The following is a 14,500-nucleotide window of genomic DNA, read 5'->3' on the forward strand; positions in this document are numbered from 1 at the left end:
AACCAGATGCTTCGAGAATCTATAGGTGGCGCCCGGTCTATGATGAAGAATCGTTAGCCATGCGGGTGAGTCGCAACCCTTAGGCGCACCCCGGGCGCACCCCAGCACATGACAGACTGGATCGGTCGGACCTTCACCAGCGACACCGGGTGGGACCACCTCGAGACGCTCGTCGACATCGGCAACCGGATGGCCGGGAGCGATGGTGAACGGACCGCCGCCGAAGCCACACGCGACGCGCTCGCCGAGGTGGGCGCGCGCGACGCCCGCCTCGATGAGTTCGACATCCAGGGCTGGACGCGCGGGTCGAGCGGCGTCGCGGCCGCAGGTGAAACCTTCGTCCTACAACACGAGGTCATCGCCCTCCCGCGGAGCCCGAGCCAGACGGCCAGCGGCGAGCTGGTCGACCTCGGATACGGGCTTCCCGGCGACTTCGAGGAGACCGACTGCGAGGGGAAGGTCGTCATGGCCCGCTCGGATGTCCCGGACCACTACGACCGGTACCTCCACCGCCGTGAGAAGTACTACCACGCCGTCGAGGCCGGCGCCGCCGCCTTCGTCTACCGGAACCACGTCGAAGGCTGCCTGCCGCCCACCGGCTCCGTCGGCACGCCCGACTCGCCCATCGGGGACATCCCGGCCGTGGGCGTCTCCGCCGAGACCGGAGCCCAGCTCGCGCGCAAGTACACGGGCGAGGAACTGACCGTCTCCGTCGAGGCGGACATCGGCGACGCGACGAGCCAGAACGTCCACGCGGAACTCGGCCCAGACACCGAGAGCGAGGTACTCGTCACGAGCCACGTCGATGGTCACGACATCTCGACCGCGGCGATGGACAACGGCGCTGGCACGGCCATGGTCGTCGAACTCGCGCGAATCCTCGCCGAGCGTGAGGACGAACTCGACACGCGCGTGCGATTCGTCTGCTTCGGTGCCGAGGAGGTCGGGCTCGTCGGCTCCGAGTACGAGGCCGAGCGCGCCGACCTCTCGGCCATCAAGGCCGTCCTCAACAACGACGGCGTCGTCCAGGCACGCGACCTCGCGTGTTACTCCCACGGGTTCCCCGAACTGAGCGACGCACTCGACACCGTCGCCGACCGCCTCGGTCACCCAATCAAGGACGTCCCGAAGCTCGGCCCGCACAGCGACCACTGGCCGTTCACGCAGTGGGGCGTCCCCGGCTACCACGCGTACGGTGAGCGCGGGGGCTCCGGACGCGGATGGGGGCACACGCACGCGGACACGCTCGACAAACTCGAGAAGCGCGACCTCCGAGAACAGGCGGTTCTGCTGGCCGAACTCGCCGTCGTCCTCGCGAGCGACGCCTACGAGGTCTCACACCGTCAGCCCGAAGACATCGCGGCCGACCTCGAGGACGAGGACCTCGCGGAAGGGCTCCGCATCACCGGGGACTGGCCGTACGACGAGTAGTCCCAAGAACGGGACCACCTGGGCGGTCCCCCTCACGGTTGGCGACTGTAGCCTTTTTTGCCCCCCGGGCCGCACGGGAGAGTATGAAGCGGGTCGCGGGCGACGAGGAGTCGCCGCCGACGGTCGGAGTCGCAGGTGAGTCGGGCACGGACCGCGTCGCCCAGGTGGAGTCCGCCATCAGGGAGGCTGGTGGACGACCGACCGTCGGAGACGCAACCGAACTCGTCGAGTCCGGCTGTTCGTTCGTCGTCGCCGTCGAGGAAGCGGCGGTGCTCTCGCTCCTCCGCGCCGGCGTCGACGTTCCCGTCCTTCCGGTCGACGCTGGTGGCGGCGTTCGGTCAGTCCCCCACGGTGACGTGACCGAGGCCATCGCGGCCGCACTCGCGGGCGACACCTCGACCGACGAGCGCCAGTGTTTCGACGTCCGGGTCGGCGGGGAACGCCACGTCGCGCTGTTCGACGTGACTCTCGTCACGACCGAGCCCGCACGTATCTCCGAGTACGCGGTCGACTCTCGTGGCGAGCACGTGGCCCGGTTCCGTGCGGACGGCGTCGTCGTCGCCACCCCGACCGGGAGCTTCGGCTACGCCGGTGCGGCCGGGTCGCCGGCGATCGAGCCCGGGACCAGGACCGCGACCGTAGCCCCCATCGCCCCGTTCGCTATCCAGCCCGACCACTGGGTCGTCAAGGACGACGCCGTCACCCTGTCGGTCGAGCGCGACGAAGGGGCCGTCTCCCTGCTCGTCGACGACCGGACCGTCCACGAGATCGGCCCGGACGTCACCGTCTCGCTCTCTCCCGGGCGGTCACTGTCGCTCCTATGTACTCCCCAGAGCGCGGGTCGCTGGTAGCTCGCTTTGGAAAAACTCTAATGCGCCAACGACACACGTCTCCGTATGGACCCAGTAGTGAACATCTTCGGCCCCCTGGACGCGCTCCAGGCCGAGGTCTACGGCGGGGTCAGTGCCATCGAGTACATCCTGCTCGTGCTCGTTCTGGTCAACATCGGCACCCGCTTCCTCGCGCACCGCGACGCCGTCAAACAGGCAGAGAACGGTGAGGACCTCGAATCGGTCGCTCGCTATCTCCCGCACGAAGCGTCGAACGTCGTCCTCATCCTCGCGACGTTCTACTACACCACCGTCGAACCGCACGGCGGCGTCGTCATGTCGATGCTCGTCGTCGGCATGTTCCTCGCCGACTTCTTCGAAGCCGAGGTTCGGAACGTGGACGTCCGTGCCGAGCGGAAGCCGCGGGCACCCAAGGGCGCGGTCGGCGCATCGGTCCTCGTTCTCGCCTACGCCCTGTTCCAGTCGCTGTTCTTCCTCGTGAAGGGCATCTGGACGGCCATCATCTGATCCGATCAACTTCTCTGTTTCAGCCGCCGACGAGCAGCCTCGGGTCCGTCGTTTCTGGTCGGATTTGGGTGAGAATCCCGCCGTAGACTGGCCAGACTGGTGTCGCAGTCCGGCAAATCCTCATACACGACATCTCCCTCGACAGTGCTGTGACGATGAAATCGACCACCGACCCGACCGGGGCAGACGACCGCTCGACGCGTGACACCAGAACCCGTCGCAACTTCCTTGGCGGTGCGGCGACGGCCGGAGCGCTGGCCCTCGCTGGCTGCATGGGCGCGGACAATCAGGGGACGACCACCGGCACCGGCACCGCGACCGACGACCGGATGACGGAGGGCGGTACGACGACCGAGGGGACCGACTCGAAGGACGGGATGGACGGTAACCCCGACGTCCCGATACTCAACTACGCGCTGACGCTCGAACACCTCGAGAACGCATTCTACCGCGACGGACTCGAGACGTTCGCGGACGACGAGCTGGCGAACGCAGACGTGCTGTCGAAGTTCGGCGAGACGGTCCGTATGGACGTCCCCGAGTACCTCACCGTGGTCGGCGAGCACGAAGCAGCCCACGTGGCTGCTCTCAGCAAGACCGTCGAGGACCTCGGCGGGACGCCAGTCGAGGAGGCCGAGTACGACTTCGGCTACGAGACTCCGTCCGAGTTCCTCGCCGTCGCGATGGCACTCGAGAACACCGGTGTCGCCGCCTACGCGGGGGCCGCACCCGCCGTCGTGAACAACGACATCCTCGCAGCCGCCGCCGGTATTCACAGCGTCGAAGCCCGCCACGCCAGCTTCCTGAATCTCGTCAACGGCGAGGTCCCGTTCCCGCAGGCGGTCGACGAGGCGAAGTCGATGGGTGAGGTGCTCGAGATCGCCGGCCAGTTCGTCACGAGCGGGGTCGACGCGAGCGCGTTCGAGACCGGCGACGACCGGCCGAAACAGGACCGCAAAGCGGAGAACGAGACCAGCGACGTCGACGTTCTCAACTACGCGCTGACGCTCGAACACCTCGAGAACGCATTCTACCGCGAGGGGCTCGAACGGTTCAGCGACGACGAGCTGATGAACGCCGACGCGTTGTCCACCTACGGCGAGGAGCTCGTCCAGCGGGTCCCGGGTCACCTGAAGATGACCGGCGAGCACGAAGCCGCTCACGTGACGGCCATCAGCAAGACCGTCGAGGACCTCGGCGGGACGCCCGTCGAGGAGGCCGAGTACGACTTCGGCTACGAGACTCCGTCCGAGTTCCTCGGTGTCGCGAAGGCGCTCGAGAACACCGGCGTCGCCGCCTACGCGGGCGCTGCCCCGACGGTACAGGCAGACGCCGTCTTCAACGCAGCGATAGGCATCCACAGCGTCGAGGCACGCCACGCCAGCTTCCTCAACGAGCTGAACGTCTCCTCGCCGTTCCCGATGGCTGTCGACGAACCGAAGACGATGGCCGAGGTGACGAAGATCGCCGGCCAGTTCATCGTCGAGGACTGAACGGCCCGACCCCACTGGTCCGCGTTCGCCGGTAGACGTAGCCCCCATTCCCACCACGGTCCGACCAACCGAACTCCTCTTCGTCGACGCTTCTCCCCGTCCGCTGCGTCTCTGAACGCTGCCTCCGCATCCACTACCGACGTCTCCACATCCACACCCGGACCAGGTCTCCCCCTCCGGGAGGTATGAGACGCTGGCCATGGGTAGCCCGACCTGGGCCGGGTTCGACAGAAGAAGAGGACGTCTCGAAGGGAGCACGAACGACAGCTGGTACTAGCCGGTGTGCTGGTCGAGAGAGTCGGTAGGAGAGAATCAGCTCGAGAAGCGAGCGCGCGCTTCGCGTGCGGCCGGAATGACGAGCCAGAACGTGAGCGTTCCGAGGATGGTGAACCAGAACAGGCCGTCCATCACGATGATGCCCATCGCGTCGAACGCGTTCGGGCTCTCGGGGACGGCCCCGGTGAGCTGCTTCCCCTCGAAGCTCGGCGTCTTGTACCAGCCGGCGAGCACCATCCAGATGAGGCCGGCTCCCGTGGCGATAGCCATGCCCTTGCCAAATTCGTCAGCCATTATCCGAACCTTCGTCGGTGTCGTCTTTAGACTTTCCCATTCCAGCGGTGCGAAATCGCGTCGAGAAGGCGTAGATAGCCGAGCCGGCGACGATGAGTCCCAGCCCCAGAAGTGCGAGCAACACGTTTATCTCCGAGAGCTCTGCCTGTGCGCGGTTCGTCGCGGTGTCGAGCAGGACGAAGCCGCCGATGACACCGACCATCGCGAGCAGGGTCGCGAAGACGGTCACGGTCTTGTACAGCCGGAGCGGCACCTCGACCTCTCTGCTACGCGGACCAGCAGATTCTCCGGACTCGTCGGTCTCTCTATCGTCCATGAGAAAGAAGTCGCTGTTACCGCGGCGGGCGCAGGCGGTAGTAGCGACGGTTGAGGTCGTACATGTAGCCCTCCTGCATCGACTTGAAGACCGCGTACGCGATGAGGCCCGCGATGGGCGGTACGAGGAACGTCAGGTCGAACAGCAGGTGGGAGTCCATCGGGAGCAGGTTCTTGACCGAGAGCGCCGAGATGGTGAACGCGAACACGACGCCCATCACGCCGACGGCGGCCCAGAACGGCTGCTCGACCGGTCGCCTCGCACTTCCCTTGTTCACGAAGGGAACGATGGCGATGAAGCCCACGACGACGACGTTCGCGACGACGCCGTAGGTACGGTCAGCCATCAGCTTGCTGTCGCCGAGGATGGCCAGCTCGGGGTTCAGGGGACCCAGCTTCAACAGGCCGAACGACCAGTAGAGATACCAGTCGGGCAGGATGATAGCCGGAGTGGTCGATGGGTCCGCTGGCGGCCCGATGTGGGGCGGGAGCGTCGCCGCCAGGAAGATCGTCATCCCGACGAAGAAGCTCGTCAGGGCGAGGTTGCGGATCATCTCGTGAGGCCACGTGGGGAAGCCCAGCACGTCGCGCTCGACGTAGTCGGACTCCATCCGGAGGTCCTGGTCCTCACGTCGCGCTCGCTCGAAGTACTCGTACGTCAACCGGGAGAGCCCCTGCGAGCGCTCCTTGCGGTCGCGCCACGTGGGGACCTCGTCGTCCGGTGCGACGATGCCGGTACCGCTGCCGTCCGTCATTGGTTCGTTTTCGTCTGACATGGTTCGATTAGTGCGGTTCCGCGATGCCCTGCATCCAGACGATACCGATGTGGATGGCGATGAGCGTCGTCACCACGAACGGGAGCAGGAACACGTGGATGATGTACATCCGCTGGAGCGTCGCCTGGCTCAGCGAGAAGCCGCCGAACAGGAGCTGTGCAACCCACTCACCGGCGAGCGGGACAGACAGCGACATCTCGACGCCAATCTGGCCCGCCCAGTAGGCGAGCTGGTCCCAGGGGAGCAGGTAGCCCGTGTACCCGAACACCATCGTCAGCGAGATGAGGATGATGCCGAGAATCCAGTTGAGCTCGCGCGGTTCCTTGTACGCGCCCGTGAAGTAGACACGGAGCATGTGGAGGAACACGGCCGCCACCATCACCTGCGCCGCCCATCGGTGGATGGAACGGAGCATGAACCCGAAGTTCAGGTCCGTCATGATGAAGACGATCTGGTTGTACGCCGTGGACGGGTCGCCCGTCGTCGCCGGCGAGTAGTAGAACCCGAGCAGTGCGCCCGAGAGCGCCGCGACGACGTACGCGATGGTCGAGAACGACCCTAACGCGTACAGCGGGTACCAGTACCAGAACTTGTTGTCGAGATTGTACTGCTCCGTGTGGCTCTTGGGCATCTGGAGGTTGACCTTATAGTACAGGTTCTCGACGAGCTCCAGGTAGTCCACGAGCCGGAGACGCCGGTCCATCCAGATGAGGACCGTGAGATACGTCTTCTCGATGGGGGTGAGGTCCTTCGTCTTCATCCAGCCCCCGTGGTCGAATTCGTCTTTCTTCTCTAGACTCATGGTATCACTCCTTGGCCGGCCGCGGCAGTGCCACGAACGACTTCTCGACGATGTTGAACGGGTCGTACACCGACTGATGGCACTGACAGTAGATAGCGTCTGCTGCAGCGAACTTGGCGGAACCCTCCTGTTTGAACCCGGGCACGCAGCAGAAGTGCGTGCACTTGTTCAGGTGGGCCATGACGCCTTTCGAGGTGCTCGCCTTGAGCCATTCGCTCTCCTTGGCGGCTTCCTCGATACGTTCGGAGCGGATGACCTCGACCGGCATCGTCTCTGCGGGGTCGAGCCCTTCAGAGCGCCAGGTTCCGTTCGCGGGCTTGCCGATACCGTCCGTGCCCACGCCGTTCCCCCACGTCTTGTAGTCGTCGAAGTGGCTGAGCTTCATCTTCTCGCCGCCACTGACGTCGTTGTTCTGCCACTCGTACTTCGAGCTCTTCGTGTAGCGGAAGTAGTTGGTGAGGTCTGAGTTCTCCTTCTGGGCGTTGGGGTAGACGCCAGCGTACGTCTGAACGCCGCAGTACTGGTACCACTCTGAGGAGTACTCGACGCCACCGATCTCCTCCTTGGCGACGGTGACCTCTCGACCCTGCTGGGTCTCGGTCGACACCTCGGGCCAGACGCCCTTGATGTAGAAGTCGTCCTCGCCGTCGATGGGCTCGAGTTCGATGGGTATCTGTGGCATCCCGCGCGGTGCGGGACCGTCTGTGTTTTCGACTGCACGGAAGGTGGTCGTCCCACCTCCCTCACCGCTCGGGGCCGTCGCGGAGTTGACGGCTGCGGCTCCCGCGGTCGCGATGCCTGCGAGAGACGCACCGCCAACGACGCCCTTCACGAAGCGGCGGCGGTCCGATTCGACTGGGTATTTGTCTTCGTCGAGTGGCATTGTTATCGCTTGTAGTAGGGGTACACGGCTCTTTTGAGCGTGTCCATGGCGTTTTCTCCGGCGAGGTCGACGCCGTCGGCGTCCCCCTCACGGATGTACAGGTCCTCCCACTTGCGGCGCCGCTTCTTCACGATCATCACGTCCGGGAGGAACTCCTTGCGGTACAGCACGAGAATGAACGCGAGGTCGATGAAGATGATCGCCAGCAGGAATCCGAGGTACATGTTCCCGACTTCGTCGAGGCCCCAACCGCTCACGAGGCCGTAGGTGAACAGACCGACGAAGACGACTTCGATCGCGGTCAGCAGGACGATGGCGACGGCCGCTGCCGTACTCTCACGTGCTGGTTCGTAGCGGTGGATGTCGCCGTAGTTGCTTCCTTTCGTCGACATGGTCTATTTCCTCCCCGGGCTGCTCGTGTTGGCGGACTCGCCGTACTTCAGCACGTAGAACGTGAACATGAGTGAGCTGATGATGGCGAGGATGGTCGCGATGCCGACCCAGTGGGCCTGGAACGGAACGCCCATGTGTTCGGGGTCGACTTCGCCACCGCCGCCGGACGGGGCAGCGCCCGCGTCGTTGACGATGATGGTGCCTTTCATACCGAGGCCGGCGTGGGGGTCACACTGGTACTCGTACGTGCCCTTCGTGTCGAACGTCGACGAGAAGGAGAACCCGGTGTTCTCGACGGGCTTGTGCCCCTCCCACTTCGCGCCCTCGGGGACGCTCGTCGGGTTGACGTTGTGGTTGTCGGACTCCCAGTTGAACGTCACGGTGGTTCCCGGCTTGATGTACAGTGGCTTGTCGGTACCCGGGGTGAACACGTAGTTCCCGCTGGGGCCGACGACGACGGTTTCGGAACCGCCGCCTCCGCCACCGCCCCCGGACGTTCCGGTACTGTTGCCGGTGCCGGTACCTGTTCCGTTGCCGGTACCTGTGCCGGTGCCCGTCGTAGAGCCGCCGGACGTTCCGGAGGTCGTCGTCTCCTCCTCCTGAGAGGCTGCGGCAGGCGCCGCCGCACTCGCTGCTGCAGCGCCTCCGGCAACGCCGCTGGCAGCCATCAGAAAGTCCCGCCTATTCATACATGATGTGCTCGGGAGTGGGTTCGCTTAAACCCACCGATGCGGCCGCCGCAGAGGGGTTCAGGAATCCGTTTCGACCGTGGGTCCGGTCTGTTCGTCAGTGTCACGCCCACCCCGTCCGTCGGCGTCTCGCCCCCCTCTTCCGACGGTGTCACGCCCGTCCCGTTCGTCGCCCGAGGCGGACCGCTCGACCACCGGCAGGAAGTCGGGCCGTTCCCCGTCTTCGAGGCCGATGGCTCGCAACCGTTCCTTGTACTCGCTCGCCCTGAACCTGTCGGACAGGCGAGCGTTTGCGACCGTCAGGAACAGCAGGGCCGAGCCGAGGGTGAACACGATGCCCATGAGTATCATCACGCCGCGTGCGAGGCTCGCGTTCCCCAGCTCCGCGGGCGGCGTCGCGAAGACGGACGCGCCGAAGAGAGCGAGCCCGCAGAGACCGAGCGTGAACGCGATGGCCTGCAACATCCAGTTCCCGAGCTGCCCGCTCCCCTCCGGGACCTCGTCGGGATGTGGGAGAACCGCCCCGGCCGGAGCCGTTGCAGGGTCGTAGGAGTCCATCGAACAGAGCGCGACCGTCGGCTTGACGTCGCGGACGACGGTCCCGAACCCGTCGACGCTCCCGTCGGGATACACCATCGCGTACCCCTCGTCGGAGTAGGCGAGCAGGCAGTTCTGTCCCTCGTGACGAACACGTTCGAGGACCGCGAACACGTCCCGGTTGGCGATCTGGGCGTTCAGGTCGGACTCGACGCGGTCGAGGAGTTCCGGGCCCGTAATCCAGGTATCTTCGTCGAAGGCGGCGTCCCACTCCTCGTAGGACATCCGCTCCATATCCTTCGGACCGAAGTTGTCGAAGTCGTACTTCTCTTCGACGGCCTTGCGGAGGTCCTCGGCGGTCTGCTCCGTGGCTGGTGGCCCCAACGCATCGTCGTGGTCACCCTCCTCGTCGCTCATTACCCGCATCTGGGGAAGCGAACCGGGTAAGCGTTTCGTGTGCCGGCCTGCCGCTGATACCGTCCGCGGAGACGCGGCCGAACCGCTTTCCGACCGTTTAACCCACCCGCACCCGGACTGCCCGGTATGGTCTCGGATTCCACCATCGCGACGGTCGTGCTCGTGCTGGTGACGGCGAGTCTCCCGTTCTACCTCTACGGTGCGTGGATAATGATCGACACCGAGGTCGTCACCTGGGGCGTCCTCGTCTACCACCTCAAGTTCATCGTCACCGGATTGGCTCTGACGACGGTCCCGATGGTCACGTGGATGGCGCCACGGCTGTTCGAGCAGCTCGGTGGGCTGTCGGCACTGCACGCGTTCCTCGGGTTACAGGCCTACGCGATGCTGGTGTTCGCACTGACCGGCATCGTCAGGATAGTCCGGGCGAAGCGGCGGTACAACCTCTACAACGACCCCGACCAGGACGTCGACATCGACGCCCTGGGCGAACGGATGGACCACTGGCGCTGGCGGCTCCGGGCGGGCGTCTTCGGATACGTCCTGTTCTGGCTCCTCGCCTACGTGGTCGGGGTCGCGCGGTACGCGATACGGTACGGATTCACCTCGTTCTAGACTCGGTCAGTTCGGCCCCTGATTGGGCATCTCGTCGGGGTGGTTGTCGTCGTTCGTCTGGTTCTCCGCGACGTCGCTCATCTTCTCGGTGTTCTTGCGTTTCCCCGGTTCGAGTTCGTCCTCCTCTCGCTCTTCGACCGCGTCCTCGTGGGCCTCTTCGGTCTCTTCCTCCTCGTCTTCCGGGACGTCCGACGCGGTGTCTGTCTCGTTCGATTCACCTGGCTCGCCGAGTTCGTCGGGGACGCCGTCCTCGTTCCGGCGCTCGACGTGTGTGTTCTGGTCGGTGTCGTCGGACATGGCTACGGGAGTAATTAGTGCGGCAAGCGCCAAGGGTAGCGGGCCTACAGGGTTAGTCCCGTCGGGCGGTTCGTGCCGAAACCGTGACCGTCGGACGGGCGGCCGTTCGAGTCAGTTCCAGGGCTCGCCGGAAGCGAGGTCGACGGCCGAGTCGCCCTTCTCCGACGGGCAGATGTCCGCGAGGACGCACGCGTCGCAGTCAGGGTTCAGCGCGTCACAGACCGCCCGCCCGTGGTCGATGAGCAGGTGAGTGAACTGTTGCCAGTGCTGTTCGTCAACCACGGCGAGGAGGTCCTGCTCGATCGCTTCGGGCCGCTCCTCTTCGGTCAGTCCGAGTCGGCGCGAGAGGCGCTGGACGTGGGTGTCGACGACGATACCCTCGACGATGTCGTGCCCGTGCTGGAGGACCACGTTCGCAGTCTTCCGACCGACGCCCGGCAGGTCGGTCAGTTCGTCCATCGTGTCCGGTACCTCGCCGTCGTGTTCCTCGGCGATGATGCGTCCCGTCTCCTTCAGGTAGCCGGCCTTGTTGTTGTGGAACGTGATGCCGTAGATGTCCTCGGCGAGCTCCTCCTCGGCGGCGGCGGCGTAGTCGGCGGCGGCGGGGTACTTCTCGAACAGGTCCGGCGTGACCGAGTTGACCCGCTCGTCGGTGCACTGTGCGGAGAGGACGACTGCGACGAGCAGTTCCAGCCGGTTCGAGTAGGTGAGCGAGATGGTCGAATCTGGATACTCGTCCTGGAGTCGGTCGACGACGGTCGATGCCTGCTCCTCGCGTGTGTCGAGAGGGGTTCCCATGGTGTCATCTTCGAGGCGGCCCGTTTCAGCGGTTCGGTTCGCCCCTGTTCCCTGTTCACTAAGGCCACGTTACTAAGTGCCATAAGATTCAAGACAGGACGAGGCGTCTCCCGACCTGATTCCGCTCGACAGCCCACCTGGAGGGGTTGCACCCACCCGTCCATACCGGGCACTCGACCGGGTAGGGGGGTGCGGGAGAGCCTCGCAACAGCGCCACCGGTCTCCCGTCGTGCGAGCCCGGCCCACCGGCGTCGACCCACCGCGACGCCGGAACTTTCGATCGAAAGGTCTACATATTTGCTGTCGGCCGATGACCAGTAAGTAGAGGACCACCTGGAGTCGGTGGTGGCCATCGGGTCTGTATGCCGTCCCCCCTAACTCCGGCGGCGTATCGCCTGTGACTGCTTCCACCACCGTTTTCAGTGCCCGTCCGGGTGGACCTCCTCTTGTTGCTGCCGATGCAGCCTCCGTGACTTTTAAGCGGGCGCTTGTCGGCTACTGAACTATGAAAGCCACCGCGATGGCCCACCCGATCCAGGGACTTGTCAAGTACCACGGCATGCGAGATTCTATCGAGCGACTCCCGTATCACGACTCTATCAGCGTCTGTACGGCCCCGAGCCACACGAAGACGACCGTCGAGTTCTCGATGGACTACGACGAGGACGTCTACATCGTGGACGGCGAAGAGCTGGACGGGCACGCGTTCGACCGCGTCGAGCGCGTCGTCGAGAAGGCCCGTTCCATGTCCGACGCGGCCCACACGGTCTACCCGGTCCGCCTCGAGTCCGAGAACTCGTTCCCCTCGAACGTCGGCCTCGGTTCGTCGTCGTCGGGCTTCGCCGCGGCCGCGCGGGCCCTCGCGGAGGCGGCCGAACTCGATGCGACGCTCGAAGACATCTCGACCATCGCGCGCGTCGGCTCCTCGTCGGCGGCCCGTGCTGTCACCGGTGGCTTCTCGTACCTCGCGGCGGGCCTCAACGACCAGGACTGCCGCTCGCGCCGCATTCCGACCGAGCTCGACGACGAGCTGAAGACCATCGTCGCGCTCGTGCCCGCGTACAAGAACACTGACGACGCGCACGAGGAGGCAGCGGACAGTCACATGTTCGATGCCCGCCGCGCACACGTCCAGGACCAGCTCGTCGAGATGCAGGACGCCCTGCACGACGACGACCTCGACCGCGTCTGCGAGATCGCCGAGCACGACTCGCTCTCGCTCGCGGCGACCACGATGACCGGCCCCGACGGCTGGGTCTACTGGCAGCCCGCCACGCTCGCCGTCTTCAACACCGTGCGCGAACTGCGCAACGAGGGCTACCCGGACGACGACGACGTGAACTCGGTCCCGGTCTGGTTCTCGACCGACACCGGTGCGTCTGTCTACGTCAACACGACCGCAGAACACGCAGAGCGCGTGAAGGAAGCCGTCGCGGAGACGGGCGTTCGCACGACCATCTGGGAGGTCGGCGGCCCGGCACAGCTGCTCGACGAAGGCGAAGCGCTGTTCTGACCGGCTGACAACCGGACATTAGTCCGTTTCCCGCTGGTGCAGAAGCGCCTTCTCACCTATCGTTCGAACACGTATGCAGAGCCGTCGTTGAACGGGACAATTGAAGGCGCACCGGCGACGAGTGTCTCGTCGTGAAGTGCAAGTGTGTGGCCGAAGCGCTGCCTTCGAATCTGCTCGGTGAGCGTTAGGGCTTGCTGAAGTCTCCACGTTCCATCACCTTCTCTCTCGTAGACGTAGATCGTTCTGGGCCGAGACTGATCAGGTGGCCTGCTTCCACACGGTGCCGAAACGAGAATTGTTTCCTCATCAATCGTGACGGCCCACCCGAAGAGGTCATACGACTCCGGTTCTGGACCCGTGAGCCGTTGAGTCTCGACCCACTCTCCTGCCGGACCGCGTTCGTACACATACGCCGCACCAGCGTAATTTGGCGTCTCAGCCACCTCAAATGGTGCGCCGAGAACCGCGACATTCCCGTCTAAATCGATTGTCTCGCCAACCTCGTCACGCGTGCTTATCTGCTGCGGTCGCGTCCAGTCTCCGTTCGAGTCTTGATCGAACGAATACGCTGCACCCTCATCGTTCCTATAACTAAAGGCCCCCACGACGAGTGTCCCATCATCGATGGCGGCGGATCGGCCGAATCCATCGAAGTTCGATTCCGACTGCTCAGGTGACTTCAGTAGCTGTTTCTCGACGAACGTCCCGTCCCCTTCTCGCTGGTATATCCGTACTCTACCAGGATAGTCTTCAGTTTTTATAGGTCCCCCGAAGGCAGCCGTCTCTCCGTCGAACGCGATAGAGGTAGTGAGCCCGCCGTCCGGGTCATAGAACGCGATACTCTGCCGTTCTCTCCAGATTCCGTCGGTAGAACGGTGGAAAACGAATGCCGTCCCCCTCATTACTCTCGCTTCGGGGGCACCGATTATCATCCAGTCACCCTCGACGACGATGGATTTTCCGAACCCCTCCGCAACGTCGGGAAAGCCAATGGACGGGCTCACTGTCTGTTGCATGACCCACTCACCGCAACTCCCTCGTTCGAACACGTACGCTGTTCGTTCCAAGCCACCCTCGAACTCTCCGTAGCCGACGACGAGTGTCGTCTCGTCGAGTGCGACAGCACGTCCGAACGTATTCGCAGGTCTAGTGAACATCTGTGTCTCGTCGAACCCTTCTGACCTGCTGTACGTGGCACTATTTTGACTGGTGCCGGCCGAGAGGCCAGACGACAGTCGTGCACTAGCCGAGCCCATGGTACCTATTCCCGCGATTCCCAGTACTCCGCCGGCGGCGAGCTGCTGGATGAGACGTCGACGACCGACGTCCATCGTTACTGCAGAAATAGCATCCGTCGACGCACCGTTCGAGACGGGTTCTCCACTGTCGGGCTGTTGTATTTTCCCAAATAATTTCTTCGCCATGATAGTATCAATATCTGGCAAATAAATAGCCTAAATGCATTAGTTCTAAACCGGGGCACATACCAATCTTACGGGAATTTGGCGGTACATCCGAGTTGAGTCAGGAATTGATGGATTGGTCGTAGAAAATAGCTACACGAACGATTCGGTTAGACGACTGCTGAGGCTCCGACGTTGAAGTATCAGAAT

The 14,500-nt window shown here is 64.2% G+C and carries 17 protein-coding genes; 6 read left to right on the forward strand and 11 right to left on the reverse strand.

Annotation, left to right across the window (positions count from 1 at the left end):
* Positions 1 to 108 precede the first annotated feature (108 nt).
* From ACSC1Y_RS13860 to ACSC1Y_RS13875, 4 genes are all read left to right on the forward strand, one after another.
* Positions 109 to 1,431, forward strand: coding sequence for a M28 family peptidase (locus ACSC1Y_RS13860; protein ID WP_435335509.1), 1,323 nt, complete (start codon positions 109 to 111; stop codon positions 1,429 to 1,431).
* Between the two features lie 83 nt (positions 1,432 to 1,514).
* A complete protein-coding gene (locus ACSC1Y_RS13865; protein ID WP_435335510.1) occupies positions 1,515 to 2,282 on the forward strand; it encodes an NAD(+)/NADH kinase in 768 nt (255 codons plus the stop codon).
* 45 nt (positions 2,283 to 2,327) lie between these two features.
* The gene (locus ACSC1Y_RS13870; RefSeq protein WP_435335511.1) at positions 2,328 to 2,789 is read left to right on the forward strand and encodes a DUF7313 family protein; all 462 of its coding nucleotides are present in this window, start codon (positions 2,328 to 2,330) and stop codon (positions 2,787 to 2,789) included.
* A gap of 155 nt (positions 2,790 to 2,944) precedes the next feature.
* On the forward strand, positions 2,945 to 4,282 hold the full coding sequence (locus ACSC1Y_RS13875; protein ID WP_435335789.1) for a ferritin-like domain-containing protein: 1,338 nt from the start codon (positions 2,945 to 2,947) through the stop codon (positions 4,280 to 4,282).
* 312 nt (positions 4,283 to 4,594) lie between these two features.
* Here ACSC1Y_RS13875 and ACSC1Y_RS13880 read toward each other — a convergent pair whose 3' ends face one another.
* The 8 genes from ACSC1Y_RS13880 to ACSC1Y_RS13915 form a co-directional block, all read right to left on the reverse strand.
* A complete protein-coding gene (locus tag ACSC1Y_RS13880; protein WP_435335512.1) occupies positions 4,595 to 4,852 on the reverse strand; it encodes a DUF7314 family protein in 258 nt (85 codons plus the stop codon).
* Complete coding sequence (locus ACSC1Y_RS13885) at positions 4,845 to 5,168, reverse strand: DUF7315 family membrane protein (protein WP_435335514.1); 324 nt, start codon at positions 5,166 to 5,168, stop codon at positions 4,845 to 4,847. The genes ACSC1Y_RS13880 and ACSC1Y_RS13885 overlap by 8 nt, the downstream gene beginning before the upstream one ends.
* A 16-nt stretch (positions 5,169 to 5,184) precedes the next feature.
* The gene (locus ACSC1Y_RS13890; RefSeq protein ID WP_435335515.1) at positions 5,185 to 5,943 is read right to left on the reverse strand and encodes a cytochrome b family protein; all 759 of its coding nucleotides are present in this window, start codon (positions 5,941 to 5,943) and stop codon (positions 5,185 to 5,187) included.
* A 7-nt stretch (positions 5,944 to 5,950) separates the two neighbouring features.
* A complete protein-coding gene (locus tag ACSC1Y_RS13895; RefSeq protein ID WP_435335516.1) occupies positions 5,951 to 6,745 on the reverse strand; it encodes a cytochrome b in 795 nt (264 codons plus the stop codon).
* A gap of 4 nt (positions 6,746 to 6,749) precedes the next feature.
* Positions 6,750 to 7,628: a ubiquinol-cytochrome c reductase iron-sulfur subunit gene (locus tag ACSC1Y_RS13900; RefSeq protein ID WP_435335517.1), complete on the reverse strand. Its 879-nt coding sequence runs from the start codon at positions 7,626 to 7,628 to the stop codon at positions 6,750 to 6,752.
* Positions 7,629 to 7,630: 2 nt separating this feature from the next.
* Complete coding sequence (locus ACSC1Y_RS13905) at positions 7,631 to 8,020, reverse strand: DUF7318 family protein (RefSeq protein WP_435335518.1); 390 nt, start codon at positions 8,018 to 8,020, stop codon at positions 7,631 to 7,633.
* Positions 8,021 to 8,023: 3 nt separating this feature from the next.
* On the reverse strand, positions 8,024 to 8,689 hold the full coding sequence (locus tag ACSC1Y_RS13910; RefSeq protein WP_435335519.1) for a plastocyanin/azurin family copper-binding protein: 666 nt from the start codon (positions 8,687 to 8,689) through the stop codon (positions 8,024 to 8,026).
* Positions 8,690 to 8,770: 81 nt separating this feature from the next.
* Positions 8,771 to 9,664, reverse strand: a complete 894-nt coding sequence (locus ACSC1Y_RS13915; protein ID WP_435335520.1) for a DUF7319 domain-containing protein — start codon at positions 9,662 to 9,664, stop codon at positions 8,771 to 8,773.
* Positions 9,665 to 9,790: 126 nt separating this feature from the next.
* Between ACSC1Y_RS13915 and ACSC1Y_RS13920 the strand changes: the two genes are divergently transcribed.
* Positions 9,791 to 10,279 carry a DUF7321 family protein gene (locus ACSC1Y_RS13920; RefSeq protein WP_435335521.1) on the forward strand — a complete coding sequence of 163 codons (489 nt, stop codon included), beginning with the start codon at positions 9,791 to 9,793 and terminating at the stop codon, positions 10,277 to 10,279.
* Between the two features lie 6 nt (positions 10,280 to 10,285).
* Here the strand turns inward: ACSC1Y_RS13920 and ACSC1Y_RS13925 are convergent, their stop codons facing one another.
* Together ACSC1Y_RS13925 and nth are read right to left on the reverse strand one after the other, a co-directional pair.
* Positions 10,286 to 10,576 carry a hypothetical protein gene (locus ACSC1Y_RS13925; RefSeq protein WP_435335522.1) on the reverse strand — a complete coding sequence of 97 codons (291 nt, stop codon included), beginning with the start codon at positions 10,574 to 10,576 and terminating at the stop codon, positions 10,286 to 10,288.
* Between the two features lie 111 nt (positions 10,577 to 10,687).
* The gene (gene nth / locus ACSC1Y_RS13930; protein ID WP_435335523.1) at positions 10,688 to 11,374 is read right to left on the reverse strand and encodes an endonuclease III; all 687 of its coding nucleotides are present in this window, start codon (positions 11,372 to 11,374) and stop codon (positions 10,688 to 10,690) included.
* Positions 11,375 to 11,879: 505 nt separating this feature from the next.
* Here nth and mvaD point away from each other — a divergent pair.
* A complete protein-coding gene (gene mvaD / locus ACSC1Y_RS13935; protein ID WP_435335524.1) occupies positions 11,880 to 12,887 on the forward strand; it encodes a phosphomevalonate decarboxylase MvaD in 1,008 nt (335 codons plus the stop codon).
* A 56-nt stretch (positions 12,888 to 12,943) separates the two neighbouring features.
* On the opposite strand, the gene ACSC1Y_RS13940 is transcribed toward mvaD, so the two are convergent.
* The gene (locus tag ACSC1Y_RS13940; RefSeq protein ID WP_435335525.1) at positions 12,944 to 14,311 is read right to left on the reverse strand and encodes an FG-GAP repeat protein; all 1,368 of its coding nucleotides are present in this window, start codon (positions 14,309 to 14,311) and stop codon (positions 12,944 to 12,946) included.
* Positions 14,312 to 14,500 lie beyond the last annotated feature (189 nt).

It is taken from the genome of Haloarchaeobius lipolyticus (assembly GCF_051208015.1).
In the GTDB taxonomy this organism is placed as follows: Archaea; Halobacteriota; Halobacteria; order Halobacteriales; family Natrialbaceae; genus Haloarchaeobius.

Coding starts and splice junctions, on each gene's coding strand:
- ACSC1Y_RS13860 (WP_435335509.1), top strand. CDS start 109: ATGACAGACTGGATCGGTCGGACCTTCACCAGCGACACCGGGTGGGAC.
- ACSC1Y_RS13865 (WP_435335510.1), top strand. CDS start 1,515: ATGAAGCGGGTCGCGGGCGACGAGGAGTCGCCGCCGACGGTCGGAGTC.
- ACSC1Y_RS13870 (WP_435335511.1), top strand. CDS start 2,328: ATGGACCCAGTAGTGAACATCTTCGGCCCCCTGGACGCGCTCCAGGCC.
- ACSC1Y_RS13875 (WP_435335789.1), top strand. CDS start 2,945: ATGAAATCGACCACCGACCCGACCGGGGCAGACGACCGCTCGACGCGT.
- ACSC1Y_RS13880 (WP_435335512.1), bottom strand. CDS start 4,852: ATGGCTGACGAATTTGGCAAGGGCATGGCTATCGCCACGGGAGCCGGC.
- ACSC1Y_RS13885 (WP_435335514.1), bottom strand. CDS start 5,168: ATGGACGATAGAGAGACCGACGAGTCCGGAGAATCTGCTGGTCCGCGT.
- ACSC1Y_RS13890 (WP_435335515.1), bottom strand. CDS start 5,943: ATGTCAGACGAAAACGAACCAATGACGGACGGCAGCGGTACCGGCATC.
- ACSC1Y_RS13895 (WP_435335516.1), bottom strand. CDS start 6,745: ATGAGTCTAGAGAAGAAAGACGAATTCGACCACGGGGGCTGGATGAAG.
- ACSC1Y_RS13900 (WP_435335517.1), bottom strand. CDS start 7,628: ATGCCACTCGACGAAGACAAATACCCAGTCGAATCGGACCGCCGCCGC.
- ACSC1Y_RS13905 (WP_435335518.1), bottom strand. CDS start 8,020: ATGTCGACGAAAGGAAGCAACTACGGCGACATCCACCGCTACGAACCA.
- ACSC1Y_RS13910 (WP_435335519.1), bottom strand. CDS start 8,689: ATGGCTGCCAGCGGCGTTGCCGGAGGCGCTGCAGCAGCGAGTGCGGCG.
- ACSC1Y_RS13915 (WP_435335520.1), bottom strand. CDS start 9,664: ATGAGCGACGAGGAGGGTGACCACGACGATGCGTTGGGGCCACCAGCC.
- ACSC1Y_RS13920 (WP_435335521.1), top strand. CDS start 9,791: ATGGTCTCGGATTCCACCATCGCGACGGTCGTGCTCGTGCTGGTGACG.
- ACSC1Y_RS13925 (WP_435335522.1), bottom strand. CDS start 10,576: ATGTCCGACGACACCGACCAGAACACACACGTCGAGCGCCGGAACGAG.
- nth (WP_435335523.1), bottom strand. CDS start 11,374: ATGGGAACCCCTCTCGACACACGCGAGGAGCAGGCATCGACCGTCGTC.
- mvaD (WP_435335524.1), top strand. CDS start 11,880: ATGAAAGCCACCGCGATGGCCCACCCGATCCAGGGACTTGTCAAGTAC.
- ACSC1Y_RS13940 (WP_435335525.1), bottom strand. CDS start 14,311: ATGGCGAAGAAATTATTTGGGAAAATACAACAGCCCGACAGTGGAGAA.